The organism is Streptomyces sp. NBC_01717 (assembly GCF_036248255.1).
Classification (GTDB): Bacteria; Actinomycetota; Actinomycetes; order Streptomycetales; family Streptomycetaceae; genus Streptomyces.
The window spans coordinates 7,677,437-7,703,940 of sequence record NZ_CP109178.1; the positions used below are offsets into that span (position 1 = coordinate 7,677,437).

Below are 26,504 nucleotides of genomic sequence, written 5' to 3' on the forward strand. Positions count from 1 at the left end.
ACCGTAGAGGCCCTGGGCCGCGGCTGACCAAGGCCAATTCCGGGCCGCCGGCACGGGATGCCGGGAGCCACCCCGGGCGTTACGGCCGGCGTCCCCACGCGGAGACGAGCGGGGCGGTGGCCAGATCGAGGCGTCCGGTGGCGACGTTCGTCAGATGCCGGTCGATCTCCTCGTCGGTGGCGAGACCGGACGTCACGAGCCGGTCGCGGATCTGGCGCACGGTGGCGGCCTCGAGGACGGTGCACGCCGGTGAGGTGATCGGGAAGTACGCGTCGGCCTGCACATCGGCCAGACCCGCCTCGCGCAGCAGCCGGGGCAAGGTCCGGCCGTAGGCGAGGTCTGCACCGCGGGTCGCCATGAGTTCACGGAAGCCTGACCGGAGGCGATTGGCGAGGCGCTGTTCGGGGCCCGACTCGTCGGGGCACAGCAGCGGCTGCAACCCGGGGTCGGCGTCCTCCAGAAGGAGTACGCCACCGGGGCGCAGCGCCTGAATCATGCGGCGCAGTGCCTCGGCACGGTCGGTGACGTGCACCAGGACCAGCCGGGCATGGACCAGGTCGAAGCCTCCGGGAGGCGGGGGATCGGTGGCGACATCGTGGTGCAGTACCTCGACGACTTCGTCCGCGGCGCCCTGCGCCCACGACACATCGATGTCCGTCGCGACCACCGCGCCGGTCGGACCGACCCGTGCGGCCAGCCCTGCGGGAACGGAGGGGCCACCGGCTCCGACCTCCCAGCACCGCATGCCCGCGGTGATCCCGAGCCGGTCGACATGCCGGAAGGTCACCGGGTCGAAGAGTTCGGCGAGCGCGCCGAAGCGGATGCCCGCCTCGGACTGCCGGTTGTCGAGCAGGTAGCCGTGCTCCGGGTCAGGTGCAGTCATGTCGCATCGCCTTCGTCCTGTGCCGTCTCCGGGGCAAGTATGCAAGGCCCTTCCGAAGCGATTGCCGTACGACCGGTTCCGATATATCGTTGACGCATCGCGACAGATCAACGATGGAAGGAGCGTAGCGATGCGTTCACATGGACACGAGCACGGACATGGGCACTGCGGGCCCGGTCATCAAGGTCGGGGCGACTTCGAGGGGCGTCGCGCCTTCGGGCAGTTCGGCCCGCCCTTCGGTGGCGGTCCGTTCGGTGGGGGCCCCTTCGGTGGGGGGCGCGGTCGTGGAGGCGGCCGGGGCAGGGCGCGTCGCGGTGACGTCCGCGCTTCGATCCTGGCGCTGTTGAAGGACCGTCCGATGCACGGTTACGAGATGATCCAGGAGATCGGCGAGCGCAGCGGCGGGGCCTGGCGTCCCAGCCCCGGCTCGGTCTATCCGACCCTTCAGCTGCTGGAGGACGAGGGGCTGATCGTCAGTGCGAGCGAGGGCGGCAAGAAGCTGTTCACGCTCACCGACAGCGGCCGCACCGAGGCGGAGTCCGGGCCCGAGGCGCCCTGGGAGGAGGCCGGCCGCGGGGTCGACTGGGAGAGCGTGAACGAGATCCGGCAGGCCGGCTTCGGTCTGATGGAGGCGTTCGGCCAGGTCTGGAAGACCGGCTCGGCCGACCAGCGCCAGAAGGCGCTGTCGGTGATCAACGACGCCCGTAAGAAGCTCTATCTCATCCTTGCCGACGAGCACTGACCCGGCGGGCGCTGTGCGAGGGGCCCCGCGGCTTTGGCCGCGGGGCCCCTCGTCGGTCCGGAAGCGGTCAGGCGGCGACGAGCCCGCTCAGCTTCCGGAGCGACTCGGCGAGTGCGGCGGTCGCCGAGTCCTTGAGCTTGCCTGCCATGAGGGAGACCGCGGCGCCGGTGAACTCCCCGTCGATGCGGACCGTGGTGGCATCGCCGTCGGGTGTCAGTGAGTAGCGCATGGCCAGATTGACCCCCATGGGGCCCTTGCCCTTGGTGGTCAGCAGCCGGGCGGTCTCGAGCTCCTCCACCGTCCAGGTCACTTCGGCGGGGAAGCCCATGAGCTTCATGTTCTCCTCGTAGGTGGCCGCGAGTTCGAGCGTGGCGGGACCGCCCTTGGGGAAGCTGGTGTGGGTGGCATTCCACTGGCCGTACGCGGTGAAGTCCGTCAGCTGGGCCCAGACCTTCTCGGCCGGCGCTTCGATACGCGCTTCGGCACTGACTTCGGCCATGCGACCACCCCTTCTCGTCGGGTTACGGTGTCGCGGAACGTAGCCGCAGTAGCGAGAACATTCAATACTGATGAACCGTCAGATATGTTGAGGTCGGCTCGCCCGCCAGATCAGCGCCGCGTCGAAGCGATCGAGCGCGCGCGGGTGCGGGCCGTCGTCATGGCAGTGGAACGCAGCCCACAACAGGTCGGCGGCCATGGCGCCGCAGGGTGCCTGGACCCGGTAGACGTACTCCCGGCCGTCGATCGCCGGCAGAGCGACCATCCATGACACTCCGGCGCTCCCATCCGGCGGCCGCGAAAGTGGTGACGCGTGAGGGACGTCTATGGGGCGGCTCAGGGTTGCTCCGGGAGTGCAAGGCAAGGCGGCGCGCGCCGTCTCCCGGGATCGCATCCGTCAATGGCGCGATCTCATCCGTAAGGAGGAGGAACCGCTCTGATGTGCCCAACTTCGGTGGGATACGTAAATGGGCCCCTCCGGGGATGCTCGCGCACCACCGGACTGATGGGGTGAGAGGTGTGCAAAACCGGACGCCGCGGATCCCTCAGCAGCCCGCATCGAACCGTGCTGAGCTCGACGCCATCCTCACTGTGGAGCTGGCCTCGGTGGTGACAGGTGCGCGCAGGCGCGCACTGCGTGACGGCGACCGGCAGATCGACACGGCCCATCTGCTGCACTCCCTCATCGAGTCGGACCCGGAGGTCCGTGCGGCCTTCGCCGGCGGGCCGCAGCTCGCCAAGGTGCTCGGCTATCTCGTACAACGCTCCATCGGTTACGGGCTCCGCTGGCAGGGCGCGGTGGAGGACTCCGGTGCGCTGCCCACGGTTACGGAGCCGGGGGTGGACGGCTGGTCGCCCTCGGCCGTCTCGGCGATGGAAGGTGCGCGCGGGCGGGCGGAACGGCGCGGTGACCCGCGGGCCGGGGGCCTTGATCTGCTCGCGGCTCTGGCGGCGGACCAGGAGTGCCGGGCCGTCGAGGTGCTGGAACGGGCCGGTGTCGACGCGGCGCTGCTCGCGGACCGGATCGCGAACGCCTCCCGGCAGAGCTGACGTCGGGGGCGCCATCCGTTTGACCCGCATGACAGTGGTGACCATGGTGACGGTCCTGACGGCAGCTGTCATGATGTCCCGATGCACGCGTCTCAGGGGAGAAGCGCCGGCCTGGGACTAGCCCTCGCCTCGGCGTTCGCATTCGGTGGTTCCGGGGTGGCGGCCAAGCCGCTGATCGAGGCGGGGCTCGACCCGCTTCATGTGGTGTGGCTACGGGTGGCCGGCGCCGCTCTCGTCATGCTGCCCGTGGCCTGGCGCCACCGAGATCTCGTACGCGGTCGGCCGGTACTGCTGCTGGGCTTCGGACTGCTCGCCGTCGCGGGCGTCCAGGCCTGCTACTTCGCCGCGATCTCCCGAATCCCCGTCGGGGTGGCGCTGCTCGTCGAGTACCTGGCGCCCGCGCTCGTCCTCGGCTGGGTCCGGTTCGTCCAGCGCCGTCCGGTCACCCGGGCCGCCGCCGTCGGCGTGGTCCTCGCCGTCGGGGGCCTCGCCTGTGTGGTCGAGGTGTGGTCCGGGCTGAGCTTCGACGCCGTCGGCCTGCTGCTCGCCCTCGGCGCCGCGTGTTGCCAGGTCGGCTACTTCGTCCTCTCCGACCAGGGGAGCCAGGACAGCGCGGCGGGCGCGGAGCCTCCGCATCCGGTGGGCGTCATCGCCTACGGACTGCTGATCGGCGCGGTCGTCCTCACCGTGATCGCACGGCCCTGGGGCATGGACTGGTCCCTGCTCGGCGACAGCGCGGCCATGAACGGGACGGATGTGCCCGCGTGGCTGCTGCTCGTGTGGATCGTGCTGCTCGCCACCGTGATCGCCTACGTCACCGGCGTGATCTCGGTGCGGTTGCTCTCCCCGGCGGTGGCGGGTGTCGTCGCCTGCCTGGAGGCGGTCATCGCGACCGTACTCGCCTGGGTCCTGCTCGGCGAACATCTCTCCGCGCCCCAGCTCTTCGGCGGTTCCTTGGTGCTGATCGGTGCGTTCATCGCCCAGTCGTCGACGCCGAAGACGGCTTCCGGGCCCGTGGCATCGGGGCCGGGTGAGGCGCAGGGCCAAGGGGAGCATGAGGACCGTGATGCGGCGCGGGGTGGGGGCCGTACGGCGGCCGAGGAGAAGTTGTCCGCCGAGCGTGCCGCCACGTAATGTGCCGATCATGCACTTGACCGTACTTCCGCCGCCTGCCGCCTAGCGCGGGCGGCCACTCCTGACGAAGACCGGGCTCGGGCAGTCCCCGAGCGGATCGTCGCTGCCCGCGTGCGGAGCCGAGCGACCGTCGTCCTGTCTTTCTTGTGGAGAAGTCACGTGTCAAATCCTGCTGCCGGCCTGCCCGTCGGGCGGAGCCTGTTCTATCTGATCGTTGCCGGAGTGGCCTGGGGTACCGCGGGAGCTGCCGCATCGCTGATCTTCCGGGTCAGCGATCTCGGCCCTCTCGCCCTGTCGTTCTGGCGCTGCGTAGGCGGCCTGGTGCTGCTTCTTGCCGCGCTCGTCCTGCGGCCCCGGCGCACCGCCGCCCCCGCCGAGTCACGGCGGCGCCGGCTGCTGCGCATCCTCGGGACCGGCGTCGGCCTCACCGTGTTCCAGAGCGCGTACTTTGCGGCCGTGGAGGCGACCGGCCTCGCGGTCGGGACCGTGGTCACGCTGGGTGCGGGGCCCGTGCTCATCGCGGTCGGTGCGCGGCTGACCATGGGGGAGCGGCTGGGCGGCGGCGGACTCGCCGCAGTGGTCGGCGCGCTCGCCGGGCTCGCCGTGCTGGTGCTCGGCGGCGACGGCGGTACGGTCCGTCCCGCCGGGGTCGCGCTGGCGTTGCTCTCCGCTGCCGGTTACGCCGGCATCACCCTGCTGACCCGGTGGCTCGGCCGCGACGGCGGTGGCTCCGACGCGCTCGCCACCAGTGCCTGGGCGTTCGGGATCGGGGCACTCGGGCTGCTGCCGATGGCGGCGGCCGAAGGGCTCGTGCCGCACACCGCGGACGCCGCCCAGGTGGTGTGGCTGCTGGTGTACGTGGCAGCCGTCCCGACCGCGCTCGCCTACGCGCTCTACTTCGCGGGCGCGGCGGTGGTGCGGGCCGCGACCGTGTCCGTGATCATGCTGCTCGAACCGGTGAGTGCCGCGGTGATCGCCGTTGCCGTGCTCCGTGAGCAGCTCACCGCGGCCACGGTTGTCGGCACACTGCTGCTCCTCACAGCGGTGGCGGGGCTCGCCGTCGCCGAGACGCGCAGTGCGTCGAACGCCCGCCGCCGGGCGGCCGTTCCGGCCTGACGCCGACCGCCTGACCGCGGACCGCTGATCGGCCGTCAGGTCGTCCGGGCGTCCGGGAGCGCGGGCCCGCCCCTCGTAGGCGGCCTGCGCTCCCGGACGTCGGTCAGAGAACAGTCAGATAGTCGGGCACGGCGATGGCCGGATCGAGATCGTCCGACGGCTGCGGCGCACGGTAGCCGTGGGCCAGCGGTACGACGCCCGCCCAGTACGGCAGCGCGAGATCGTCCGGCTCGTCGTTCGGACCGCCGGTCCGCACCTTCGCGGAGACCTCGTCGAGATCGAGCCTGATCACGGCCGTCGCGGCGAGCTCCTTCTCGTTGGCCGGACGGGAGTCGGCGGTCCTGCCCGAAACGACATGGTCGACGATCGCTTCGAGCGCGGTGCGCCGCTCCTGCGGGTCGGTGACCGTACGGGCTACGCCATGGACCACCACGGAGCGGTAGTTGATGGAGTGGTGGAAGGCGGAGCGGGCCAGCACCAGACCGTCGACATGCGTCACCGTGAGACAGACGGGCAGGCCGGGGTCCGCCTGGCCGGCCGCCCGGAGCGGCCGGGAGCCGGTCGAACCGTGTACGTACAGCCGCTCACCGATCCGGCCGAAGAGCGTCGGCAGGACGACCGGCGCGCCGTCGCGGACGAAGCCGAGATGGCAGAGATATGCCTCGTCGAGTATCGAATGGACCAGCTCCCGGTCGTACGAGGCACGCTCCCGGGAGCGGGTCGGGACGGTCCGCTCGGTCGGTTCGTACGGGGCTGTTGCCTCCGGGCCCGTGGTGTGCGGCGGTGCGGTGTCCGGCATTGCCAACTCCATTGCACTAGTGCATAATCTTGTTTGCGCTAGAAGAGTATCGGATCGTCGGGCGACGTGCATCGGAAGTTGCCGCGACTGTGGAGCGTGCTGCCGTCCATGCGGGAGTTGGCGGCATGCTTGGAGGTCAATCCCAATGCGGTGGCGGCCGCGTACCGCACCCTGCGCGAGCGCGGGGTGATCGAGACGGCCGGGTGCAGGGTGCGCCTGCGCGCCGCCAGTACGGTGCGCAGCTCGCTCAGGGTCGAGGCGCCGCCCGGCGTGCGGGATCTGGGGACCTGGACCCGGCGCTGGACGAGGCGCTCGCGGCGGCAGCGTCGCCCGGGCGTGAGGGGCTCGACGCGACGCGCTCGTCCAGGCGCTGATGGAGCGTGGCGTCGAGGCGCACGGCCGCAGCGGCATGAAGGTGTGGGCGCCCGTGAGTGACGAGACCGGAGTCGTGGCCCGGCTACTGAACGCCGGCTGGGCGGTGGCGCCCGGCGCGCGGTTCCGGGTCGTCGCGCCGCAGGGGATCCGGCTCACCGTGTCACCGCTCGCCGCGGCCGACGTCGCGCCGCTGGCCGACGCGGTGGCGGTGGCGGCGGAACCGCCCCGGTCGATGAGCTACGGCTGAGGCGGCCCTGACGGGTGGCCGGCCTCAAGGGCTGTCCCGTGGTGCTTGGCAGGCGCACGGCGAAAGCAACGGTACCTCGCTGTGTTGTCGGAGCGCCCGACTGCACCCAGTGCGAGGACACCCCTGCGCCCCGCGATGCACCGCATCTGACGCCGCGCGCTGACCGACCAGGAATTACGGGACAGCGCTCAGGGGCGTGGTGTGGGCCTGGGTGTGCGGGCCCGGCTCTGGGTGAGGGCGGCTCCTGCCAGCACGATCAGCGCGCCGACCGGGGTGTTCCAGCTCAGCTGCTCGCCGAGCACGGCGACCCCGGCCGCGGTGGCGATGACCGGAATGAAGTACGTGACCATCTGCGCGGTCGTCGGGCCGACCTCCTGGACCAGCCCGTACTGCAGCAGCACCGCAAGTCCCGTACCGAGCGCCCCCAGGGCGACGACGGCGAGCGTCGGCAGCAGCGGGAAGCCGTCGGGCGCCGACGTGAACAGCGGGGTGACCAGCGCGATCTGCACCGTGCCGAGGAAGAGCTGGCTGCCGGTCAGGGCAAGGGTGGACGAGCCGCTGCCCGCCAGTGTCCGGCGGACATAGATCCAGCCGATCGGATAGCTGAGGGAGGCGAGGAGTGCCATCGCCGTACCGCTGAAGTCCAGTCCGGAGAAGCCCTGCCAGGCACCCAGCACGGTCAGCACGCCGAGGAAGCCGAGACCGAGGCCGGCCACGCGGCGACGGGTCGGCCGGTCCTCGGAGAGCGCGACGAGCGACAGCGCCATGCCCCACAGCGGCGAGGTGGCGTTGCAGATGCCCGCCAGCGTCGACGGGATGGTCAGTTCGGAGTAGGCGAAGAGCGAGAACGGAAGCGCGTTGAGGAAGAACGCCGCGACGGCGAGATGGCCCCAGGTGCGGGCGGTTCGCGGCAGCCGCTCGCGGCGCACCACCATGGCGACGGCGAGCACCGCCGTACCCGAGAGCAGGCGGCCGAGGGTGACCTGGAACGGGGCATACCCCTCGGTGCCGACCTTGATCAGGAGAAAGCTGAAGCCCCAGATGAGCGAGAGCGCCCCGAAACGGATCCGCCAGTCCAGTGCGGGGCGGCGGGTGGCCGCAGGAACGGAGGCCGCAGTGGTGGCTGTCCGGGTCGGGGTGGGTGGCACGGTGGCAGTGCCCGGCACGGGATCGGGATCGGTGGTCACGGCAGCGGCGGTCATGACAGTAACAATGACGAATTCAACCGCGTAGGACAAGTGAGACTTTGTGAGCGCCGTCGCGTAGCATTGCTTACATGTTGAACTTGGAGCGCTTGCGGACCCTGGACGCCCTCGCCCGGTTCGGTTCAGTGAGTGGCGCGGCCGACGGCCTGCATGTCACCACGTCAGCGGTCTCCCAGCAGCTGGCGAAGCTGGAGCGGGAGGTGGGGCAGCAGCTCCTCGCCAAGAACGGCCGCGGGGTCCGGCTCACCGACGCGGGAAAGCTGCTCGCCGACCATGCCGCGAAGATCCTTTCCCAGGTGGAACTGGCCCAGGCCGACATCGAGGCCCAGCGCGGCGAGGTGGTGGGTGAGGTCCGACTGGCGGCCTTTCCGACCGCGGCGCGCGGACTGTTCCCCACGACGCTCACCTCACTGCACGCGGACCACCCCGAACTGAGGGTACGTACAGCGGAATTGGAACCCGAGGCCGGAATCCGAGCCGTGCTGCGGGGAGATTTCGACCTGGCGGTGGTGCTCGACTGGAGCAACAAGAGGCTGCCGGTGCCCGGCGGTCTCACCATGGCCGAACTGCTCGACGACGCGCCGGACATAGCGATGCCGGCCGACCACCCGCTCGCGGACCGGGCGGAGGTCGATCTGGAGGACTTCGCCGACGACGACTGGATCTCCTGGCCGGAAGGCGAGTTCTGCCATGACTGGCTGATGTTCACTCTGCGTTCGAAGGGCATCGAACCGCGTATCGCCCATCTCGCCGGGGAGCACCACACCCAGCTCGCACTGATCGCCGCCGGGGTGGGCGTCTGTGTGGCGCCCCGGCTGGGCCGGGGGGTGGTACCGGACGGGGTACGGCTCGTGCCCGTACGGCAGAAGATGCGGCGTCATGTGCACGCCGTGTGGCGGACGGACGCGGACCGCCGCCCGTCGATCAGGGCGGCGGTCATGGCGTTGCGGGCGGCGGGCCGGGACCTGGACGCACCGGTTGACGGCGACGGCGGGGACTGATCCGCGCGGGAGGCACTCCGCCCACGTCAGGGAGACGGGGGCAGCGGTGGCGCCGGCACCTCAGCCCAGGTCCGCCAGCTTCCGGAAGTCCCACGACGTGACGGTCTGCGGGGTCAGCCGCAGCCACGCGTGTCGTCCGTCGTGCGGCATGACGTCCATTCCGAAGTACTTCGCCGCGAACAGCCTCTCCGGCCCCACCAATTCGGGGCAGTCCTCGCCCGTGCGCGGGGCCTCGCCGACGAAGACCGCCTCGCCGGACAGTTCGACGCCGCGCAGCTCGCCGTACTCGGCGCCGTCGTCGACGACCACAGCCATCCTCGGGTCGTGGCGCAGCTGGGACGAGCGCAGGCTCCGGGTGATCGAGTACAGCCACAGCGACGCGCCGTCCCAGACGAACCAGAGTGCGCCGATGTGCGGGCGGCCGTCCGCGGAGACGGTGGCTACCCGGCAGGTGCGCTGCTCCGCGAGGTAGGTGTCGCGTTCTGCCTCCGTCATCATGATCCGACGGCCCCGTCGCTGGATGACGGTCATGGGACGCCTCCTTCGGCTGGCTGACCAGGTGTCAGAAATCATGGAGCTTCTTCCCTCCTGGCGCAATGGCCGTTAGCCTCGCGCGCCCGGTCCGTCAGGAGAGGTCCGTCACCTCGAATTACCGAGAGGGGCAGCCGTGCCGCCCAAGGAACAGCTTGCCGAGCAGCTCGATCCTGCCACCACCGTCCTGCTGACGGTCGAGTGTCAGCAGGGTGTCGTGGGACCGGACAGCGCACTGCCCGAACTCGCCGAGGAAGCCCTGACCTCCGGCGCCCTGCACAACGTCGCCCGACTGGTGGCCGCCGCCCACGAGGCCGGAGTCCAGGTGCTGCACGCGGTCGCCGAACGACGTCCCGACGGGCGCGGCGCCAACAGCAACGCCCGCCTCTTCCGGGCTGCCGGCCGACTGCCGGTCCAACAGCACTCCGGTACCACGGCGGTCAGGATCGCCGCACCCATCGAGGTGGCGGACGAGGACATCGTCGTACGCCGACTCCACGGCCTGTCACCCATCGCCGGTACGGACGTGGACGCCTTGCTCCGCAATCTCGGCTGCCGCACCCTCGTCGTCGTCGGGGTCTCCGCCAACGTCGCCATCCCCAATGCCGTCTTCGACGCGGTGAATCTCGGCTACACAGCGGTCGTGCCGTCCGATGCCATCGCGGGGGTGCCATCCGACTACACCCCCGCGATGATCCGCAACACGCTCGCGCTCGTTGCCACCGTCACCACCACGCGGGAGGCGCTGGGCTGCTGGCAGAGCCCCCGAAGGACTACGACGCGAGCATGATCGAGTCGCCCTTGACCGTGATCGTCGCGGCGGGCAGCGGCTCGGTGGCGGGACCGCCCGACACGTCGCCCGTCGCCGCGTCGAACTTGCTGCCGTGACAGGGGCAGTTGATGGTGCCGTCCGAGATGCTCGTCACCGCGCATCCCCTGTGGGTGCACTTCGACGAGAACGCCTTGAACTCCCCGGCCTTCGGCTGTGTCACCACCACTCCTTGGTCGGCGAAGATCTTCCCGCCGCCCTCCGGGATGTCCGCCGTCTTCGCGAGAACGTTCCCGCCGTCGCTGTTGTCATCGCCATCGCCGGTCGCACCCTTGGCCGGCTCGACGGTACCCGAGCCGCCCGAGTCCTTCGAGCTCCCGCACGCGGTGAGTACGGCAGCCACCCCGACCGCACCGACGCCTGCGACAACGGTCCGACGCCCGAGACGGACCTCGTGCTCCTGCGATGCGCTCATGCTGGCTTTCCCTTCCGCGGTGTTCATGACTTCGACCAGGGGTACGCGCCGCCGGGACCTCGTGTTCAACGGCTCAGGGACTTCTTGAGGAAGTCCTGCTCCAGCAGCAACAGGTTGCTCGCCGTCTCCTCCTGCGTGACCCGGTGACTCGTTCCGGAGAGCGGCAGCACGGTGTGCGGGCGCCCCGCGGCCAGCAGGGCTGCGGAGAACCGCAGCATGTGGGCGACGGCGACATTGTCATCGGCACATCCATGCACCAGCATGAGCGGCCGCGTCAGCCGGTGCGCCTCGGAGAGCAGGGAATTGCGCTCGTACGTCTCCGGCTCCACATCCGGATGGCCGAGAAACCGTTCCTCCCAATGGGTGTCGTACAGCCGCCGGTCGGTCGGCGCCGCACCCGCGACGGACGCATGGAAGACCTCCGGGTGACGCAGCACGGCCGCGGCCGCGAGGTAACCGCCGAACGACCATCCGCGTATCGCCACCCGCCCGAGGTCCAGCTGCGGGTACCGTGCCGCCGCCGCGTGCAGCGCGTCGATCTGATCCTCCAGAACAGCCGTCAGCCGGTCGCCCCGCACCGACTTCTCCCAGGCCTCACCCCGCCCCGGAGTACCACGACCGTCCGTCACCAGCACCGCGAACCCCTGCTCGGCGAACCACTGGGCGGTCGCGGCCCACCAGCTGCGCACCGGCAGGACCAGCTGCAGGCCGTGGCCCGCGTAGGGGCTGAGCAACACGGGCAGCGGGCCGTCACCCGGTCGGTGCCACGACGGCAGAAACAGGCTGCTGCGGAGCTCCCGCACCCCGAGCTTCAGCGCGAGAGGCCGCGGGGTGACCACGGGAGCCTCGGCGAGCACCGCGATCCGTCCCACGCGTGCGCCGTCGCGCAGCACGGTCACCGTCTGTCCCTCCGGGGTCCGGCTGTCGAGCACGACCGTGGGGCCGCCCACCGCGGCCGTGTGCACGCCGGGCAGCCGGGTCAGGCGCTGCGGAGCGTCCCCGGGCGCCCCGGCCGCGCACGACCAGACATGGATCTCCGTCGGCTCCTCGCTCGCCGTGAAGAACACCCGCTCGCCGATGGCGCCGAGGACCTCACGGACCTCCAACCCCGGCGGTGTCGTACGGCCACCGATTTCCAGCCCCTGGGTGTCGCCGCCCGGCTGCGCGGGAACCACGAGCGCCCCGGATGGAAGGCGCAGCGGCGTTCCCGTCCTGAGTGCGACCCATGCGCGGTCATGGGCGCGGTGCAGGGGCAGGGTCTCTCCCGTGGCCGGATCCACCGCCAGGACGTAGACCGAACGCTGGTCGCGCGTCTGCACCGAGACCATGGGCCCGCGCATGTCCCAGTCGGCCGTCGCGACGTACTCGAACGCCGGGTCCGTCCATGCCCCTCCGGGGTGGTCCGGTCCGGCCGCCGCGGGCAGCCGGACCGCGACCCGCTCGCCCGACACCCGCACGAGGTGCAGCGACACCTCCGCGTTCGCCGTGCCGGCCGCCGGGTATGCGATCACCCGCGGCGGCCGCTCCGGATCGGCCGGATCACTGACGTACCTGCGCTGCACCATGGACGTGTCGACGCGCGCCACCAGCAGCGCATCACCGGACGGCGACCACCAGTAGCCGCGCTGTCGTCCGAGCGACTCGGCCGACACGTGGTCGGAGAGCCCATACGTGACATGCTCCGGCTGCTCCGGGGTGGCCGCCGAGCGGTCGTCCGCCCCGTCGCTCCGTACGAGCCGCAGCGCACCCCCGGATACGTACGCGATCAAGGAGCCGTCGGGCGAGGGGCGCGGATCGACCACCTGCCCTGCGGTGGCGATCCGGCGCGGGGCTGTGCCGTCCGTCCGCACCACCCACAACTCACCCCGGAGTGCGAAGGAAGCGATCCGGACGTTCGCGTCCGTCGCGTACGACACCACCCCCGACGACATCTCGCGGGCCCGCTCCCGGCGCGTCAGCTCCTCCTGAGGCACCGCGCCCCCGTCACCGTCGTCGCGCCGCACGGCCGTCGGGTCGGCGAGCATCCGCTCCGCGCCGTCCTCGTACAGCCACAACCGGCTCACCGGGTCGGTGCCGCCCGTGGTCCTTATGAACAGCACCCGTTCGCCGTCGGGTGAGACAGTGAACTGCCGGGGCACTCCGAGCGAGAAGCGCCTGGTGCGGGCGGACTGCAGCGGCAGACGGACGGAGTTGGTCCCGGCGGTTTCGTTCATCGTCATTACGGTGTTCCTCCTGGTGGTGATCGGCTGCTCTCGGCAGCTGCTTCGATCGGCTGCGAAATCCGTTCAGGCATGGGTGTGACGTTCGGTGCCGTGGGAGACGGCACCGGCCGACCGTCTTGTCGGCGGATCGGGCTCGGTGACGGTCACCCCTGCCTGCGGCGGGGCCACCATCACGTCCTGCGTGATCACCGAGGGGCGCGGCCGAGGGCGCCGGCCGAAGGCCCGCCGGGCAGCAGGAGAGGCGAAGTCCGGGCCGGAACCGCAGGTTCTCCCCACGACTTGTGCCAGGTTCTGGCTGAAGGGGGCTTCGGTCCGCACCGTTACTTGTGAAGACCGGATGTCGGGCCCGATAGCCTGGGAAAATGCTCACAGAAGTCACCGCGACCCGCTACGTCACACCCCTGAGGGAAGGCGGATCCCTGCCGGGGCTCGTCGAGGCCGACGATCTCGGCACCTACGTCATGAAGTTCACCGGCGCAGGACAGGGCCGCAAGACCCTCGTCGCGGAGGTCATCTGCGGGGAGCTCGGCCGACGGCTGGGACTGCGGGTGCCGGAACTCGTCACGATCCAGCTCGACCCGGTCATCGGGCTCGCGGAGCCGGATCAGGAGGTGCAGGAGCTGCTCAAGGCGAGCGGCGGGCTGAATCTCGGTATGGACTATCTGCCCGGTTCGATCGGGTTCGATCCGCTCGCCTACCAGGTGGACCCGGCAGAGGCCGGGAAGATCGTCTGGTTCGATGCGTTGATCAACAATGTCGACCGATCGTGGCGGAACCCTAACATGCTGGTCTGGCACGGCGATGTCTGGCTCATCGACCACGGCGCCACGATGATCTGGCACCACAACTGGCCGGGTGTGCAGGCATCGGCCGCCAAGCCGTACAACGCCTCCGACCATGTGCTCGCGCCCTTCGGCCCGGACATCGCGGCCGCCGCCGCCGAGCTCGCCCCGCTCGTCACCGAACGACTGCTGGCCGAGGTGACCGCCGAGGTGCCCGACGAGTGGCTGGTCGACGAACCCGGCTTCGATACGACCGACGCGCTGCGCCGCGCCTATGCAGCGCCGCTGCTGGCACGCGCCGCCACCATTCATGAGCGGATCTCGATGGACGCGCCCACGAAGACCAAGCCGTCCCAGGCGCCGGGGTGGCTCACCGAGCACCTGGCACCGTGGCCCCACCCGACCAAGAAGGATCGGGCCGAGAAGGCTGCGGCCGAGCAGGCCGGTTCGGACCTGGCCGGTACGGCGCAGAGCAGCAAGGACGGCGGCCGGTGAGCGAGCGCGACGTCTTCGAGTACGCGCTGCTGCGCGTCGTGCCCCGGGTCGAGCGCGGCGAGTGCTTCAACGCGGGTGTGCTGGTGTACTGCCGCGCGAAGTCCTTCGTGGCAGCCCGGACCCATCTCGACGAGAACAAGCTGAAGGCCCTGGACCCGCAGGCCGACGTGGTCGGTGTGCGGGCGGCGCTGCGGGCCGTCGAGGGCGTCTGCGACGGTGGCGACGCGGCCGGCCAGGCGGGCTGTGACGATGCGGGCCGGCGCTTTCGCTGGCTGATCGCCCCGCGCTCCACGGTCGTTCAGCCGAGTGCGGTGCACAGCGGTCTCACCACCGATCCGGAGGCCGAGGTCGAGCGGCTGCTCGACCTGCTGGTGCGCTGATCCGGCACCCGTCGGCGCCGCCCCGCCCACCTGGGGCCGCGGCGCCGACAGGTGTGACATGCGCTGCTGTCCCCGTGGGCCGTTGACACCGAGTGCCAGGGCTTCTAGCGTCTCGTCTGCTGAAGGTACTAAGCGGTTGCTCAGTTATCGGGAACTTCCTGACGTCCGCTGAGCCGCGATCCAAGGGCGAGGAGAACCAAGCATGTCCACCACCGAGCAGCGCGTCGCCATCGTGACGGGAGCGGCGCGGGGCATTGGCGCCGCCACCGCGGTACGCCTGGCGGCCGAGGGCCGCGCCGTCGCCGTACTCGACCTCGACGAGGCGGCCTGCAAGGACACCGTCGAGAAGATCACCGCCGCCGGGGGCACCGCCCTCGCCGTCGGCTGCGACGTGTCGGACAGTGCCCAGGTGGAGGCCGCCGTGACGCGTGTCGCCGCCGAGCTCGGCGCCCCGACGATCCTCGTCAACAACGCGGGCGTGCTCCGCGACAACCTGCTCTTCAAGATGAGCGAGTCCGACTGGGACACCGTGATGAACGTGCACCTCAAGGGCGCGTTCCTGATGGCCAAGGCCGTCCAGAAGTACATGGTGGACGCCAAGTTCGGCCGTATCGTCTCGCTGTCCTCCTCCTCGGCGCTCGGCAACCGCGGCCAGGCCAACTACTCCGCGGTCAAGGCCGGTCTGCAGGGCTTCACCAAGACCCTCGCCAAGGAGCTCGGCAAGTTCGGCATCACCGCCAACGCTGTCGCGCCCGGCTTCATCGTCACCGAGATGACAGCGCAGACCGCGGCCCGGGTCGGCATGGGCTTCGAGGAGTTCCAGGCCGCCGCGGCCACTCAGATCCCTGTGCAGCGCGTCGGCCGCCCCGAGGACATCGCCAACGCCATCGCCTTCTTCACGGGCGAGGAGGCAGGCTTCGTCTCCGGTCAGGTCATGTACGTCGCCGGCGGACCGCTCAACTGACCCGAAGGGCAACGGAGATCATGACTGTGCAGGACAGTGGGAAGGTCGCGCTGATCACGGGCGCGAGCCGGGGGATCGGCTACGGGATCGCCGAGGCGCTCGTCGCCCGCGGCGACCGGGTGTGCATCACCGGGCGCGGCGAGGACGCGCTCAAGGAGGCCGTCGAGAAGCTCGGCTCCGACCGGGTCATCGGCATCGCCGGCAAGGCGCACGACGAGGCGCACCAGGCAGCGGCTGTCGAACGCACCATGGAGGCGTTCGGACGCGTCGACTTCCTGGTCAACAACGCCGGTACGAACCCGGTCTTCGGCCCGATCGCGGAGCTCGACCTGGCCGTTGCCCGCAAGGTCTACGAGACCAATGTGATCTCGGCGCTCGGCTTCGCCCAGCAGACCTGGAAGGCCTGGCAGAAGGAGAACGGCGGGGCGATCGTCAATATCGCCTCGGTCGCCGGTGTCTCCGCCTCGCCGTTCATCGGCGCGTACGGCATGAGCAAGGCCGCCATGGTCAATCTGACCCTGCAGCTGGCGCACGAGTTCGCACCGGTCGTGCGGGTCAACGCCATCGCCCCCGCGGTCGTGAAGACCAGGTTCGCCATGGCGCTGTACGAGGGCCGTGAGGCGGAGGCCGCCGCGGCCTATCCGCTCGGCCGGCTCGGCGTCCCCGAGGACATCGGTGGCGCGGCCGCGTTCCTCACGTCGAACCAGTCCGACTGGATCACGGGACAGACGCTGGTGGTCGACGGAGGTATCTTCCTGAACGCGGGCGTGGGCTGAGCACAGCCTGAGCCGGTTTGGCCCTGATTGCCTCAAGTGCCCCGTCGGGCCTAGGGATTGACCCGACGGGGCGCTGCGGTATGGTCTGCCGACCCATGGCTGATCGAGGAGCGTGCACGTGTTCTACCGGGCCAGGCTGCAGGCCGCTGCAGCCCTTGCTTCCCTTTCTCTGCTGGCCGGCTGCGGTCTCTTGTCCGACAGCGGCTCGGAAGCGGATCAGAAGATAGTCGTCGGTACCACGAGTGAGCCCTCCACTCTCGATCCGGCGGCGGCGTGGGACAACTCCTGGGAGCTGATGCGCAATGTCTTCCAGACCCTGGTGAGTTTCCCCACCGGCAGTACGAGCCCCGAGCCCGACGCCGCGGAGTCCTGCACCTTCACCGACCGGACCAGCACGGCCTACCGCTGCACCATCAAGAAGGGGCTGAAGTTCTCCAACGGGGACCAGCTCGACGCCGAGGCCGTGAAGTACTCCATCGACCGGATCCTGACCATCAAGGTCAAGGGCGGCCCTGTCGGCCTGCTCGGCTCGCTCGACCGGGTGGAGACCGTGGGTGACGACAAGGTCGTCTTCCACCTCAACAAGCCGGATGCCACCTTCCCCTTCGTCCTGGCCACCCCCGCGATGTCGCTGGTGGCGCCCAGCGACTATCCGAAGGACCAGGTCCGCACGGACGGCAAGGTCACCGGATCCGGCCCCTACATCCTGGACTCATACGTGCCGGGGGACAGGGCCGAGCTGGTGAAGAACCCGGACTACAAGGGCTTCGCCAACCGCAAGAACAGTGCCGTGACCATCCGGTACTTCAAGGGGTCCGCCCCCATGGTCGGCGCGCTGCAGAAGAACGAGATCGACGCCACCTACCGCGGCCTCACCGCCGAGGAGGTCGTCAGACTCGAGGACAACAAGGACGAGAACAGCAAGCTGCAGCTCATCGAGACCGTCGGCGCCGACATCCGCTTCCTGGTCTTCAACCCCGAGGACCCGGCAGCCGGGAACCCGGCCGTCCGGCGGGCCATCGCCCAGCTCGTGGACCGGGACGCCTTGGTGGCCAAGGTGTACCAGGGCACTGCCGAACCGCTGTACTCCATGGTGCCCAAGGGCATCGCAGGCCACACCACCAGCTTCTTCGACAGCTTCGGTGACCCGGACAAGGAGAAGGCCAAGCAGATCCTCGTCAAGGCCGGCATCACCGAGCCCGTCGCGATGACGTTCTGGTTCACCACCGACCGGTACGGCTCCTCGACGGCCCCCGAGTTCGATGAGCTGAAGCGGCAGCTGGAGGCCTCCGGGCTGTTCAAAATCACCCTGAAGAGCGCTCCGTGGAAGACGTTCCAGGCGGGCTACACCAAGGGCGACTACCCCGTCTTCGGACGCGGCTGGTTCCCGGACTTCCCGGACCCGGACAACTTCATCGCCCCCTTCGTGGGCAAGGACACCGTCACCGGTATGCCGTACGTGAAGGACGAGATCACCCAGCATCTGCTGCCGCAGAGCCGCCGGGAGAGCGACCGGGGCGCGGTCAGCAAGCAGTTCGAGCGGGCCCAGAAGATCCTGGTCGACGACGTCCGGCTGCTGCCGCTGTGGCAGGGCAAGCTGTACGTGGCTGCGGGCGAGGACATCGGCGGCGGCGAGCGCGCCCTGGACCCGCAGACGGTCATGCAGATGTGGGAGTTGTACCGCAAGGCCAGCTGGTAGGGCTTGCCCGGTCGGTTGTCAGTGGCCCCCGGTAGGTTCTCGGACAAGAACCGATTTGCGTACCGGAGGTTGTTGAAGTGACCGACACCGACCTGCTGCCCGAGTCCTGGCGCGGCGTCCTCGGCGAAGAGCTGCAGAAGCCGTACTTCAAGGAGCTCACCGAGTTCGTCGAGGAGGAGCGGGCCAAGGGGCCGGTCTATCCGCCGCGTGAGCAGGTCTTCGCCGCACTGGAAGCCACTCCGTACGACAAGGTGAAGGTCCTGGTACTCGGCCAGGACCCGTACCACGGCGAGGGGCAGGGGCACGGGCTGTGCTTCTCCGTGCGGCCCGGCGTCAGGACGCCGCCCTCCTTGCGGAACATCTACAAGGAGATGCAGGAGGAGCTCGGCCTGCCGGTCCCGGACAACGGGTATCTGATGCCGTGGGCCGAGCAGGGTGTCCTGCTGCTCAACGCCGTGCTGACGGTCCGGGCCGGCGAGGCCAACTCGCACAAGGGCAAGGGCTGGGAGAAGGTCACGGACGCGGTGATCCGCGCGGTGGCCTCGCGGCCCGATCCGGCGGTCTTCGTCCTCTGGGGCAACTACGCGCAGAAAAAGCTCCCGCTGATCGACGAGGAGCGCCATGTGGTGGTCAAGGGCGCGCACCCGTCGCCGCTGTCCGCGAAGAAGTTCTTCGGCTCCCGTCCGTTCACGCAGATCAACGACGCCGTTGCGGCACAGGGGCACCACCCCATCGACTGGCGCATCCCCGACCTGGGCTGACCGCAGGCACCTGCCCGACAGGCGCGGGCGCTTTGCCCGAGCCTGAGCTGGTTTGCCCGCATCAGCGGCTAGCGTCGAGCCGACCGGATTCGAACGGACTTTATCGGGCGTGACGCAGCGACCGGACGCTATGCAGCGACCGGACGCGACGCGGCGGCCGGTGCGGTCGGATCCGACCGGGATCGGCTGGGCAGGCGCGAGGGAGACCGCGGTGACGGAGCAGCAGCAGGAGGCGTCGAGGGACGCCGTCATGACCAGGATCGGCCAGGCGATCATGCTGCTGCACGGTGGCGACCGGGAAGAGGCCCGGAACCGATTCGGCGCACTCTGGTCGGAGATCGGCGAGGACGGCGACGCCCTTCACCGCTGCACCCTCGCGCACTACATGGCGGACACCCAGGACGATCCCGGTGATGAACTGGCCTGGGACCTGAGGGCGTTGACTGCCGCAGAGGGGCTGACCGACGAGCGGGCGGCGGAGCACCGGGACGCGCTCGCGGTCCGGGCCTTCTATCCCGCGCTCCATCTCAGCCTCGCGGCGGACTATGTGAAGCTCCAGCGCCCGGAAGCTGCCTGGATCCATCTGAACCGGGCCCGGAAGGCCTCCGACGTGCTCGCGGACGACGGGATGGACGACGGGTACGGGGGTGGGGTCCGAGCGGCGATCGGGCGGCTGGAGCGGCGGCTGTGGGATCAGTGGCCGTAGGCGTCGTCGCAGATCCGGGACTGGGGGCTGCCCGTCGGCCAGCCGCCGTATCCCCGCCCGAGGGCGCAGACGTCCGTACCGGTGGCGGGCGAGGGTGGCAGGGGAGGGACCGGTGCGGGCACCGGGCGCGGGGCGCGGGCCGGCCATGGCACGGTCACGCCCGGATGCCGCCTTTGCTGCGGAGTGCGCGGCGCGCTGCGGCGGGTCTCCGAGGGGGCCCCGGCGGCCGGGCCGGACGCCGCCTCGGAGGGCTTCGGGTCCGGCAGAGCCTCCAGCGTGTCCCGGACCGGTGGCCGGACGATCTGGGGGGCCAGGTCCTGGACGGGCCTGCTGGTCTGAGGCCGGGGCGCAAGGCCCGGCTGGGGCTCCACGGACACGCAGCCGGACACGGCAGTGACTGCCACCCCGACCAGGAGCTGCACGGCGATTCTGGTTCGTTGCACCTGGGCAACTCTGCTGTGCGGGCAGCACATCGCGGGAGCGGGGAAGTCATGATTGGCCCGCACGAGTGACCCCCGGTCGGCGCAACGCCCGGCCGCTTGCTGCTCCCCGGGCGAGGGACAGGCGCGGGCCGGGCCGGGTCGGCTCCCCGTCGGCTCCGGGGCGGGTCCTGGGCCGGATCAGTCGCCGGTCGAGCCGTCGATCTTCTCCCGGACCAGATCGGCGTGGCCGTTGTGCCGCGCGTACTCCTCGATCATGTGGGTGTAGATCCACCGCAGATTGAACTGCTCACCCTTGCGGCTCAGGCCGACCGACAGGTCGTCGAGGCCGACGTTCGCGGTGATCTCCCGGGCCCGCGCGATCTCCGCCTGCCAGATCGCCGCGTCCTGCTCCCAGGTGTCCGCCTCGGTGAGATGGAATTCGCCGTCCGGGTCCTCGTCGGTCCCGTAGATCGGCTTCACGTCCTCACCGGCAAGGACCTCGCGGAACCAGCCGCGTTCCACCTCCGCCATGTGCCGTACGAGCCCGAGCAGGCTGAGCTCCGACGGCGGCACGGAGGCCTCGCGCAGCTGGGCGTCGGTGAGGCCCGCACACTTCAGCGCAAGGGTGTCGCGGTGATAGTCGAGCCACCCCTCGAGCATCGGGCGTTCGGCGGCGTTGATGGCGGGTTCGGAGCGTTCGCGCGTCGTCATGCCGGCCATTCTTTACCGGTGATCATGTTCGGGCCAGGTGTTATTGCCGGCGGGACCCCAGCATTCCGCGCAACAGCTCGGTGAAGCCGGTGCGCAGCTCTGCCGCGGTCGGTACGGAGCGGTGGTACGACCCCGCGGCGCAGGAGAACATCAGCCCTTCGCACCAGGCCACCAGGGACAGAGCATGCCGCTCCGGTTCGGCCGAACCGGCCGCCGTCATCAGCGCCACCAGGGGTTCGCGGAACTGGCGGCCCGTCGCGTCGAAGAACTCCCGCAGCTCCGGCCGCCGGGTGGCTTCCAGGGCGAGTTCGTACCGGCAGATCAGCAACTCGGGGTGGCAGGTCAGATACCGGTGCAGCGCCAGTGCGAGACCGGCGACCAGTGCGTCCGGGCCATCGGTGGCTTCCCCCTGCCTCCGGCCCTCCGGCTCGCCGCCCGGCATCGGGAGTTCGCCCGGGGCGAGCACCTGCGCCTCGCGCTCCGCCAGTCGCCGCACCGTCGCCTCCAGCAGGGCCTGCCGGGTGCGGGCGTAGTTGGACGTCGAGCCCTGGGGGAGCCCGGCGCGCTCGTCGACGGCGCGATGGGTGAGCCCCCGCATTCCGCGCTCGGCGAGCAGCGCCAGGGCGGCATCGGTGATCAGCTCGGTCCGGGAGTTGCCGGGGGCGCGCGTGGTGCTTGTGGCCATGGAGCCAACCTACCGTCGCGACTACACCTGTAGTACGGTGACTCTGTCACTACACCTGTAGTTCCGAGGGGGAGTCATGGCCGAACCGCATGCGGTCGTCATCGGCAGCGGGATCGGCGGTCTGACCGCCGCCGTGGCCCTGCACCGGCGTGGCTGGCAGGTCACCGTCCTGGAGCGGGCCGCCTCCCTGGAGCCCGTCGGCGCCGGTATCGGCCTCGCGCCCAACTCCCAGCGCGCCCTGGACGTGATCGGCCTCGGTGACCGGATCAGGTCCCTGGCCGCCTGGCAGGGCGACGGCGGTATGCGCAGACCGGACGGCCGCTGGCTCGCCCGGACCGACAGCGCAGCCGCGACCGAGCGGTTCGGCGGCCCGATCGTCCTGGTGCACCGCGCCACCCTGATCGATGTCCTCGCCGCCGAACTGCCCGCATCCGCCATCCGTACCGGGACGGCGGCGGAACTCCTGGACCCGGGCACCGTGGGCGGCGCCCGGGCCGTCGTCGCGACGCCGGCCGGGAACATCGAGGCCGACCTCGTCGTCGGCGCCGACGGCATCAACTCGGCCGTACGCTCCCTGCTCTTCCCCGCGCACCCCGGACCGTCGTACGCCGGTTTCACCACTTGGCGGGTCGTCGTCCCCGCGCGCGGGAAGCCCTTCGCCCCGCACGAGACCTGGGGCCGCGGCGCCCTCTGGGGTACCCAGCCGCTCAAGGACGGCCGGGTCTACGCGTACGCGGCCGCGGTCGCACCCGCCGGAGAGCGGGCCGACGACGAGAAGACCGAGCTGCTGCACCGGTTCGGCGGCTGGCACGACCCGATCCCCGGAATCATCGCCGCCGTCGAACCCGACCGGATTCTCCGCAACGACGTGCACCATCTGATCGACCCTCTGCCGGCGTTCCACCGAGGCCGTACCGTCCTGGTCGGCGACTGCGCCCACGCCATGGCGCCCACACTCGGTCAGGGCGGCAACCAGGCCATCGAGGACGGCATCGTGCTCGCCCATCACGCGGCGCCCGAAGGCGATCTGGCGGCGGCCCTCGCCGCGTACAGCGTGGACCGGGTCCCGCGGACGGGCGGCATCGTCCGCAAGGCCGCCCAGGCGACCCGGTTGATGCGCCTGACCAGCCCTCCAGCCGTCGTGCTGCGCGACACCCTGATGTCCGCCGTCTCCCGCTTCGGGCCCGGCCTCGTCCTGCGTACCTTCGACGGCATCGCCGACTGGCGGCCTCCGCAGCACACGTATGCTGCCGGGACGAAGGACACGCCCATGTCGCAGTGGTAGCCACGGGCGGGTCATGGGCTAGAGGGAGACCCCTGTGAAGATCGGCTGCATCGGGCTCGGCGACATCGCGCAGAAGGCGTATCTGCCGGTACTCACCACCCTGCCCGGGGTCGAACTGCATCTGCAGACCCGTTCCCCCGCCACCCTGGCCGCCGTCGCCGAGACCCACCGGATCCCGTCGGAGCAGCGCCACACCGACCTCGACTCGCTGATCGCCGTGGGCCTGGACGCCGCGTTCGTGCACGCCCCGACCTCCGTGCACCCGGAGATCGCCGGCCGGCTTCTCGACGCGGGTGTGCCCACGTACATCGACAAGCCGCTCGCCTACGAACTCGCCGATTCCGAGCGGCTGGTGCACCTCGCCGAGGAGCGCGGTGTCAGCCTGGCCGTCGGCTTCAACCGGCGGCTGGCGCCCGGCTACGCGCAGTGCATCGAGCACCCCCGCGAACTGATCCTGATGCAGAAGAACCGGGTGGGTCTGCCCGAGGAGCCGCGGGCGATGGTGCTCGACGACTTCATCCATGTCGTCGACACCCTGCGCTTCCTGGTGCCGGGCCCGGTCGAGCACACCGTCGTACGGGCCAGGATCCGCGACGGGCTGATGCACCACGTCGTGCTGCAGCTGTCCGGCGACGGGTTCACCGCCATCGGCGCGATGAACCGGCTCAGCGGCTCGACGGAGGAGCGGCTCGAGGTCTCCGGGCAGGACTCCAAACGCGAGGTGGTGAACCTCGCAGAGGTGATCGACCACAAGGGGCAGCCGAGCGTCCGGCGACGTGGCGACTGGGTGCCGGTCGCCCGCCAGCGCGGCATCGAACAGGGCGTGCTGACCTTCCTGGACGCCGTGCGGGCCGGAAAGCTGCTGAGCGCCCGGGACGCTCTTGAGACCCACGAGTTGTGCGAGCGCATCCTGCGTGACCTGGACTGCGCCTAGAGGTCGGGGCCCCCGGCGCACTGCGTCGCAGCGGACCGCCCACAGTGGAATCCGCAGGTCAGGGCGGGTTTCGTTCCGCTCCGGATGCGTCCCGCTCGGCCCCGGGGCAGGCTGAGGGCAATGGACCGCCGGCCCGTGGAGGTGACCTCGTGAAGCCTCACGACGAGCCACAGGGATGGGGTGCCCTTCAGCCACCGCCCGGCTACTACGCGGCGGACGAGCGGCCCCCCGACGCGACACAGCGAAGCCTGATCCTCGACTGGGCGGTCAATCAGCGGATCGCGACCGGCTGGCGTGTGGAGTCCCGGGCCGAGACACAGGTCGTGATGGTCAGGGGGCAGCCGCTCAACCATGTGCTGCACGCACTCCTGATGGTGTTCAGCTGCTTCCTGTGGGGGGCCGTGTGGATGGTGCTCGCCGTGAGGAACAAGGTCGAGCGGGTCGCGCTCACCGTCGACGCGCAGGGGCACATCGTCTCCGTGAACGGCCCGTCATAGCGTGGGTGCCCGGTCAGGGACCGCGCACCCCGGCCTTCGGACCCACGGCACCGACCCGCTCCACCGGGTTGCGCCGCCGCAGTGACCGGCTGCCCTCATAGGCGCAGAATGCCGCCAGCACGGCAAGCGCGCCGTACACCGGCCAGTCGCCCAGCCGCACATAGAGGGTGCTGCCACTGGCCAGCGGTACGTCGAAGACGGCGGCCCCGCTCGTATCCGTGCCCAGCGGCGTGCCGACGCGCCTGCCCTGCGGGCCGTACGCCGTGCTGATGCCGGTGAGCGTGGCATGCACCATCGGGCGGCCGTTCTCGGCGGCCCGCAGCGCGCCGAGCGAGGCGTGCTGCTCCGGTGCCCAGGTGTGCTGGAACGTAGCGGTCGACGACTGGGCGATCAGCAACTGTGCCCCGTCTCGGGTCAGCCGCCTGCTCATGTCGGGGAACGCGGACTCGAAGCAGACCAGCGGCCCGATCCGCAGAGTGTGCTCCGGGGAGCGGACCTCGGTGGGGGACCCGGTGAAGCCGTCCGTGCGCGGCGGCTCGGGAACGGACATCACCACCTGCCGGGTGCCGCGCAGCCGGTCCTCGCCCGCAGCCTTGCCCACCGACGTCACCCAGCCGAGCACCGAACGGGCCGGGATGTACTCACCGAACGGCACCAGACGCATCTTGTCGTAGCGGTCCCCGGTCGGGCCGTCCGGCCCCACCAGCACCGCGCTCTTGAATATCCCCGTCCGGCCCGACGTGCCGGTGTGCCGGGCATCCTCGTTCACCAGCACATCCGCGCCGACCTCGCGCGAGAGTTTCGCGATCCGCGCGGTCAGGTCCGTCCGACGGGACAGATCCTGGCCGACACTGCTCTCGCCCCACACCACCAGATCGACGTCGCGGCCCGCCAGTGTGCGGGTCAGCTGCTCGCTGCGCGCGAAGCGGAGCGCCACGCTGTTCGGCCCCGAAACGACCCCCGGTTGCACGACGCCGATCCGGGCCACGCCCGACTGCTCCGGCTGCGGCGCCCACGTCCATATCGCGCCCACGGCCAGCGCGCACACCACGATGGCGACCGCCGCGGCCGCCCGTGCGCCGGGTGTCAGGAGCAGCAGGGTGACCGCGGTGTTCACCGCCACCACCAGAAGACTCACCAGCCACACGGCGCCGACCGATGCCACCCGGAGCGCCGCGGGCACCTGCCACTGGCTCGCACCGAGGAGTCCCCAGGGACCGCCGAGACCCTCCCAGGAGCGGGCCAGTTCGATGATCAGCCAGCCGGAAGGCACCACCATCACGGCAGCCGCGGCCGTCGCGACGGACGGGGCGCCACCGAGCATCCTTGACACCAGCAGGCCCCAGGGCGCCCACAGCAGACCTAGCAGCGCGGCGAGAACGACGATGAACACATGCAGGCTCGGCATCAGCCATTGGTGCACGGCGAGCAGGTAGCCCGTCCCGCCGAGCCAGCCGTCGAGCGCCGCCCGGCGCGCGGTACCGGCCGAGCGGATCAGCAGCAGCCAGGGCACCAGCGCGACATACGCGAACCACCACAGCGACGGGGCCGGGAAGGCGAGCGCGGGCAGTGCCCCGGCGAGCAGCGCTCCACCGCCGCGCCACCAGGGTGACCGGAGCATCCGCTCCCGCTGCTCACGCCGACCGACCGGAATCCGCATACCGCGCCTCCTCGACCTGACCGGTGAGCAGTGGTGCCCTTCTCCTTACCCAGTGTGGGGGGAGCGGAACGGGTGCGGCCAGGGCGGATGTGAGCCTGCGCGGCTCAGCTCGGGGCAAGGGAGCCGGAGAGGCTGCGCCACTTCTCGTGGACGGTCACGGTACGGATCCGCCAGCCGACGTCCGTACGCAGAAGTCCGAAGGCGTACCGGCCGCCGGAGGCGAAGTTCGGTGCGGTGGTGTCGGGGGCTGCGGCGCCGCCGTCCTGCGCACCCTCCAGCCGCATGGGGTTCAGGTAGTCGGCCCGTACGTCGGCGCGGTCACCGGGGTAGCCGCCCAGGTCCTGGAGGTCGAGCCGGCGGTTGACGATCAGGTGCTGGCGCACGGGGAAGAGCCGCATAGTCTCCGCGAGCCAGTGCGCGACCTCGGCGGCGGGCCCCTCGACACCTCCCGCGCTGCGATAGTCGGCGCGGCCGTCCGGGGTGAACAGGTCCCGGTAGTCCTGCCAGGAGCCGTCGTCCACCGCCACCGCATAGCCGGTGATCACTGCGTCGATGGACAGCTGGTCCATCACGGTCGCGAGAGCCACGCGCTGCGTCATCCGGCCAGTGTGTGCCCGCCGACCGCAGACGCCAAGGGCTGTGCACGCGCGGCGCCATGTCCGACCATGATTCGGTCCCCCGGAACCCCGGACCGGGAGCT

29 protein-coding genes and 1 pseudogene are annotated in these 26,504 nt (G+C 70.6%); 17 read left to right on the forward strand and 13 right to left on the reverse strand.

Going from position 1 to position 26,504, the window contains the following annotated elements; all coding sequences use genetic code 11:
• Positions 1-79: 79 nt before the first annotated feature.
• Positions 80-883, reverse strand: a complete 804-nt coding sequence (locus tag OHB49_RS34735) for a class I SAM-dependent methyltransferase (protein ID WP_030979536.1) — start codon at positions 881-883, stop codon at positions 80-82.
• Between the two features lie 130 nt (positions 884-1,013).
• On the opposite strand from OHB49_RS34735, the gene OHB49_RS34740 reads away from it, so the two are divergent.
• Positions 1,014-1,625: a PadR family transcriptional regulator gene (locus OHB49_RS34740; protein ID WP_313936242.1), complete on the forward strand. Its 612-nt coding sequence runs from the start codon at positions 1,014-1,016 to the stop codon at positions 1,623-1,625.
• A 67-nt stretch (positions 1,626-1,692) separates the two neighbouring features.
• Here OHB49_RS34740 and OHB49_RS34745 read toward each other — a convergent pair whose 3' ends face one another.
• Both OHB49_RS34745 and OHB49_RS34750 read right to left on the reverse strand, forming a co-directional pair.
• Positions 1,693-2,124, reverse strand: a complete 432-nt coding sequence (locus OHB49_RS34745) for a type II toxin-antitoxin system Rv0910 family toxin (RefSeq protein ID WP_030979538.1) — start codon at positions 2,122-2,124, stop codon at positions 1,693-1,695.
• A 78-nt stretch (positions 2,125-2,202) separates the two neighbouring features.
• Positions 2,203-2,397 carry a hypothetical protein gene (locus tag OHB49_RS34750; protein ID WP_329164860.1) on the reverse strand — a complete coding sequence of 65 codons (195 nt, stop codon included), beginning with the start codon at positions 2,395-2,397 and terminating at the stop codon, positions 2,203-2,205.
• Positions 2,398-2,642: 245 nt separating this feature from the next.
• On the opposite strand from OHB49_RS34750, the gene OHB49_RS34755 reads away from it, so the two are divergent.
• From OHB49_RS34755 to OHB49_RS34765, 3 genes are all read left to right on the forward strand, one after another.
• A complete protein-coding gene (locus OHB49_RS34755; protein ID WP_329164861.1) occupies positions 2,643-3,173 on the forward strand; it encodes a Clp protease N-terminal domain-containing protein in 531 nt (176 codons plus the stop codon).
• An 81-nt stretch (positions 3,174-3,254) separates the two neighbouring features.
• A complete protein-coding gene (locus OHB49_RS34760; protein ID WP_329164862.1) occupies positions 3,255-4,307 on the forward strand; it encodes an EamA family transporter in 1,053 nt (350 codons plus the stop codon).
• 159 nt (positions 4,308-4,466) lie between these two features.
• Positions 4,467-5,423: a DMT family transporter gene (locus tag OHB49_RS34765; protein WP_329164863.1), complete on the forward strand. Its 957-nt coding sequence runs from the start codon at positions 4,467-4,469 to the stop codon at positions 5,421-5,423.
• 103 nt (positions 5,424-5,526) lie between these two features.
• Here the strand turns inward: OHB49_RS34765 and OHB49_RS34770 are convergent, their stop codons facing one another.
• Complete coding sequence (locus OHB49_RS34770; protein WP_329164864.1) at positions 5,527-6,222, reverse strand: pyridoxamine 5'-phosphate oxidase family protein; 696 nt, start codon at positions 6,220-6,222, stop codon at positions 5,527-5,529.
• A gap of 340 nt (positions 6,223-6,562) precedes the next feature.
• Between OHB49_RS34770 and OHB49_RS45910 the strand changes: the two are divergent.
• Positions 6,563-6,844 (forward strand): annotated as a pseudogene (locus tag OHB49_RS45910) (aminotransferase class I/II-fold pyridoxal phosphate-dependent enzyme); the annotation flags it as partial.
• Between the two features lie 188 nt (positions 6,845-7,032).
• On the opposite strand, the gene OHB49_RS34780 reads toward OHB49_RS45910, so the two are convergent.
• Complete coding sequence (locus OHB49_RS34780) at positions 7,033-8,046, reverse strand: DMT family transporter (protein ID WP_443079590.1); 1,014 nt, start codon at positions 8,044-8,046, stop codon at positions 7,033-7,035.
• Positions 8,047-8,120: 74 nt separating this feature from the next.
• On the opposite strand from OHB49_RS34780, the gene OHB49_RS34785 reads away from it, so the two are divergent.
• The gene (locus OHB49_RS34785) at positions 8,121-9,050 is read left to right on the forward strand and encodes a LysR family transcriptional regulator (RefSeq protein ID WP_030979553.1); all 930 of its coding nucleotides are present in this window, start codon (positions 8,121-8,123) and stop codon (positions 9,048-9,050) included.
• Positions 9,051-9,110: 60 nt separating this feature from the next.
• Here OHB49_RS34785 and OHB49_RS34790 read toward each other — a convergent pair whose 3' ends face one another.
• Positions 9,111-9,581 (reverse strand): pyridoxamine 5'-phosphate oxidase family protein, encoded by a 471-nt coding sequence (locus OHB49_RS34790; protein ID WP_030921651.1) that lies wholly within the window; start codon positions 9,579-9,581, stop codon positions 9,111-9,113.
• A 136-nt stretch (positions 9,582-9,717) separates the two neighbouring features.
• On the opposite strand from OHB49_RS34790, the gene OHB49_RS34795 reads away from it, so the two are divergent.
• Positions 9,718-10,371, forward strand: a complete 654-nt coding sequence (locus tag OHB49_RS34795; protein ID WP_329164867.1) for a cysteine hydrolase — start codon at positions 9,718-9,720, stop codon at positions 10,369-10,371.
• On the opposite strand, the gene OHB49_RS34800 is transcribed toward OHB49_RS34795, so the two are convergent.
• Together OHB49_RS34800 and OHB49_RS34805 are read right to left on the reverse strand one after the other, a co-directional pair.
• Positions 10,355-10,825, reverse strand: a complete 471-nt coding sequence (locus OHB49_RS34800) for a Rieske (2Fe-2S) protein (protein ID WP_030979560.1) — start codon at positions 10,823-10,825, stop codon at positions 10,355-10,357. The genes OHB49_RS34795 and OHB49_RS34800 overlap by 17 nt on opposite strands.
• A gap of 65 nt (positions 10,826-10,890) precedes the next feature.
• Complete coding sequence (locus OHB49_RS34805; RefSeq protein ID WP_329164869.1) at positions 10,891-13,044, reverse strand: prolyl oligopeptidase family serine peptidase; 2,154 nt, start codon at positions 13,042-13,044, stop codon at positions 10,891-10,893.
• A 365-nt stretch (positions 13,045-13,409) separates the two neighbouring features.
• On the opposite strand from OHB49_RS34805, the gene OHB49_RS34810 reads away from it, so the two are divergent.
• The 7 genes from OHB49_RS34810 to OHB49_RS34840 all read left to right on the forward strand — a co-directional run bounded on the left by OHB49_RS34810 (position 13,410) and on the right by OHB49_RS34840 (position 19,610).
• The gene (locus OHB49_RS34810) at positions 13,410-14,324 is read left to right on the forward strand and encodes a HipA family kinase (protein ID WP_329164870.1); all 915 of its coding nucleotides are present in this window, start codon (positions 13,410-13,412) and stop codon (positions 14,322-14,324) included.
• Positions 14,321-14,704 (forward strand): DUF3037 domain-containing protein, encoded by a 384-nt coding sequence (locus OHB49_RS34815; RefSeq protein ID WP_329164871.1) that lies wholly within the window; start codon positions 14,321-14,323, stop codon positions 14,702-14,704. Before OHB49_RS34810 ends, OHB49_RS34815 begins: the two co-directional genes overlap by 4 nt.
• Before the next feature lie 202 nt (positions 14,705-14,906).
• Entirely contained in the window at positions 14,907-15,668 is a 762-nt protein-coding gene (gene fabG / locus OHB49_RS34820; protein ID WP_030979565.1) for a 3-oxoacyl-ACP reductase FabG, read from the forward strand.
• Between the two features lie 20 nt (positions 15,669-15,688).
• A complete protein-coding gene (locus tag OHB49_RS34825) occupies positions 15,689-16,444 on the forward strand; it encodes an SDR family oxidoreductase (RefSeq protein WP_030979566.1) in 756 nt (251 codons plus the stop codon).
• A gap of 118 nt (positions 16,445-16,562) precedes the next feature.
• Positions 16,563-18,143, forward strand: coding sequence for an ABC transporter substrate-binding protein (locus tag OHB49_RS34830; protein WP_030979567.1), 1,581 nt, complete (start codon positions 16,563-16,565; stop codon positions 18,141-18,143).
• 77 nt (positions 18,144-18,220) lie between these two features.
• The gene (locus tag OHB49_RS34835; RefSeq protein ID WP_030979568.1) at positions 18,221-18,904 is read left to right on the forward strand and encodes a uracil-DNA glycosylase; all 684 of its coding nucleotides are present in this window, start codon (positions 18,221-18,223) and stop codon (positions 18,902-18,904) included.
• 250 nt (positions 18,905-19,154) lie between these two features.
• Positions 19,155-19,610, forward strand: a complete 456-nt coding sequence (locus tag OHB49_RS34840; protein ID WP_052190127.1) for a hypothetical protein — start codon at positions 19,155-19,157, stop codon at positions 19,608-19,610.
• Here the strand turns inward: OHB49_RS34840 and OHB49_RS34845 are convergent.
• The 3 genes from OHB49_RS34845 to OHB49_RS34855 all read right to left on the reverse strand — a co-directional run bounded on the left by OHB49_RS34845 (position 19,598) and on the right by OHB49_RS34855 (position 21,428).
• Entirely contained in the window at positions 19,598-20,053 is a 456-nt protein-coding gene (locus tag OHB49_RS34845; RefSeq protein ID WP_329164872.1) for a hypothetical protein, read from the reverse strand. The genes OHB49_RS34840 and OHB49_RS34845 overlap by 13 nt on opposite strands.
• 177 nt (positions 20,054-20,230) lie before the next feature.
• Entirely contained in the window at positions 20,231-20,743 is a 513-nt protein-coding gene (locus OHB49_RS34850; protein WP_329164873.1) for a DinB family protein, read from the reverse strand.
• A gap of 40 nt (positions 20,744-20,783) precedes the next feature.
• Positions 20,784-21,428: a TetR/AcrR family transcriptional regulator gene (locus tag OHB49_RS34855; RefSeq protein ID WP_329164874.1), complete on the reverse strand. Its 645-nt coding sequence runs from the start codon at positions 21,426-21,428 to the stop codon at positions 20,784-20,786.
• 76 nt (positions 21,429-21,504) lie between these two features.
• On the opposite strand from OHB49_RS34855, the gene OHB49_RS34860 reads away from it, so the two are divergent.
• The 3 genes from OHB49_RS34860 to OHB49_RS34870 all read left to right on the forward strand — a co-directional run bounded on the left by OHB49_RS34860 (position 21,505) and on the right by OHB49_RS34870 (position 24,144).
• Positions 21,505-22,713 (forward strand): FAD-dependent monooxygenase, encoded by a 1,209-nt coding sequence (locus tag OHB49_RS34860; RefSeq protein WP_329164875.1) that lies wholly within the window; start codon positions 21,505-21,507, stop codon positions 22,711-22,713.
• 34 nt (positions 22,714-22,747) lie between these two features.
• The gene (locus tag OHB49_RS34865) at positions 22,748-23,647 is read left to right on the forward strand and encodes a Gfo/Idh/MocA family protein (protein WP_329164876.1); all 900 of its coding nucleotides are present in this window, start codon (positions 22,748-22,750) and stop codon (positions 23,645-23,647) included.
• Between the two features lie 149 nt (positions 23,648-23,796).
• Positions 23,797-24,144: a hypothetical protein gene (locus OHB49_RS34870; protein WP_030979575.1), complete on the forward strand. Its 348-nt coding sequence runs from the start codon at positions 23,797-23,799 to the stop codon at positions 24,142-24,144.
• A 13-nt stretch (positions 24,145-24,157) separates the two neighbouring features.
• On the opposite strand, the gene lnt is transcribed toward OHB49_RS34870, so the two are convergent.
• Together lnt and OHB49_RS34880 are read right to left on the reverse strand one after the other, a co-directional pair.
• The gene (gene lnt / locus OHB49_RS34875; protein WP_443079591.1) at positions 24,158-25,804 is read right to left on the reverse strand and encodes an apolipoprotein N-acyltransferase; all 1,647 of its coding nucleotides are present in this window, start codon (positions 25,802-25,804) and stop codon (positions 24,158-24,160) included.
• 104 nt (positions 25,805-25,908) lie between these two features.
• On the reverse strand, positions 25,909-26,403 hold the full coding sequence (locus OHB49_RS34880; RefSeq protein WP_030979579.1) for a nuclear transport factor 2 family protein: 495 nt from the start codon (positions 26,401-26,403) through the stop codon (positions 25,909-25,911).
• Between the last annotated feature and the right edge of the window lie 101 nt (positions 26,404-26,504).

Excerpts from the sequence above, each read along its gene's own strand:
- OHB49_RS34735 (WP_030979536.1), bottom strand. The coding sequence starts at position 883 with ATGACTGCACCTGACCCGGAGCACGGCTACCTGCTCGACAACCGGCAG.
- OHB49_RS34740 (WP_313936242.1), top strand. The coding sequence starts at position 1,014 with ATGCGTTCACATGGACACGAGCACGGACATGGGCACTGCGGGCCCGGT.
- OHB49_RS34745 (WP_030979538.1), bottom strand. The coding sequence starts at position 2,124 with ATGGCCGAAGTCAGTGCCGAAGCGCGTATCGAAGCGCCGGCCGAGAAG.
- OHB49_RS34760 (WP_329164862.1), top strand. The coding sequence starts at position 3,255 with ATGCACGCGTCTCAGGGGAGAAGCGCCGGCCTGGGACTAGCCCTCGCC.
- OHB49_RS34770 (WP_329164864.1), bottom strand. The coding sequence starts at position 6,222 with ATGCCGGACACCGCACCGCCGCACACCACGGGCCCGGAGGCAACAGCC.
- OHB49_RS34780 (WP_443079590.1), bottom strand. The coding sequence starts at position 8,046 with ATGACCGCCGCTGCCGTGACCACCGATCCCGATCCCGTGCCGGGCACT.
- OHB49_RS34785 (WP_030979553.1), top strand. The coding sequence starts at position 8,121 with ATGTTGAACTTGGAGCGCTTGCGGACCCTGGACGCCCTCGCCCGGTTC.
- OHB49_RS34790 (WP_030921651.1), bottom strand. The coding sequence starts at position 9,581 with ATGACCGTCATCCAGCGACGGGGCCGTCGGATCATGATGACGGAGGCA.
- OHB49_RS34800 (WP_030979560.1), bottom strand. The coding sequence starts at position 10,825 with ATGAGCGCATCGCAGGAGCACGAGGTCCGTCTCGGGCGTCGGACCGTT.
- OHB49_RS34805 (WP_329164869.1), bottom strand. The coding sequence starts at position 13,044 with ATGACGATGAACGAAACCGCCGGGACCAACTCCGTCCGTCTGCCGCTG.
- OHB49_RS34810 (WP_329164870.1), top strand. The coding sequence starts at position 13,410 with ATGCTCACAGAAGTCACCGCGACCCGCTACGTCACACCCCTGAGGGAA.
- fabG (WP_030979565.1), top strand. The coding sequence starts at position 14,907 with ATGTCCACCACCGAGCAGCGCGTCGCCATCGTGACGGGAGCGGCGCGG.
- OHB49_RS34825 (WP_030979566.1), top strand. The coding sequence starts at position 15,689 with ATGACTGTGCAGGACAGTGGGAAGGTCGCGCTGATCACGGGCGCGAGC.
- OHB49_RS34840 (WP_052190127.1), top strand. The coding sequence starts at position 19,155 with ATGACCAGGATCGGCCAGGCGATCATGCTGCTGCACGGTGGCGACCGG.
- OHB49_RS34850 (WP_329164873.1), bottom strand. The coding sequence starts at position 20,743 with ATGACGACGCGCGAACGCTCCGAACCCGCCATCAACGCCGCCGAACGC.
- OHB49_RS34855 (WP_329164874.1), bottom strand. The coding sequence starts at position 21,428 with ATGGCCACAAGCACCACGCGCGCCCCCGGCAACTCCCGGACCGAGCTG.
- OHB49_RS34860 (WP_329164875.1), top strand. The coding sequence starts at position 21,505 with ATGGCCGAACCGCATGCGGTCGTCATCGGCAGCGGGATCGGCGGTCTG.
- lnt (WP_443079591.1), bottom strand. The coding sequence starts at position 25,804 with ATGCGGATTCCGGTCGGTCGGCGTGAGCAGCGGGAGCGGATGCTCCGG.
- OHB49_RS34880 (WP_030979579.1), bottom strand. The coding sequence starts at position 26,403 with ATGACGCAGCGCGTGGCTCTCGCGACCGTGATGGACCAGCTGTCCATC.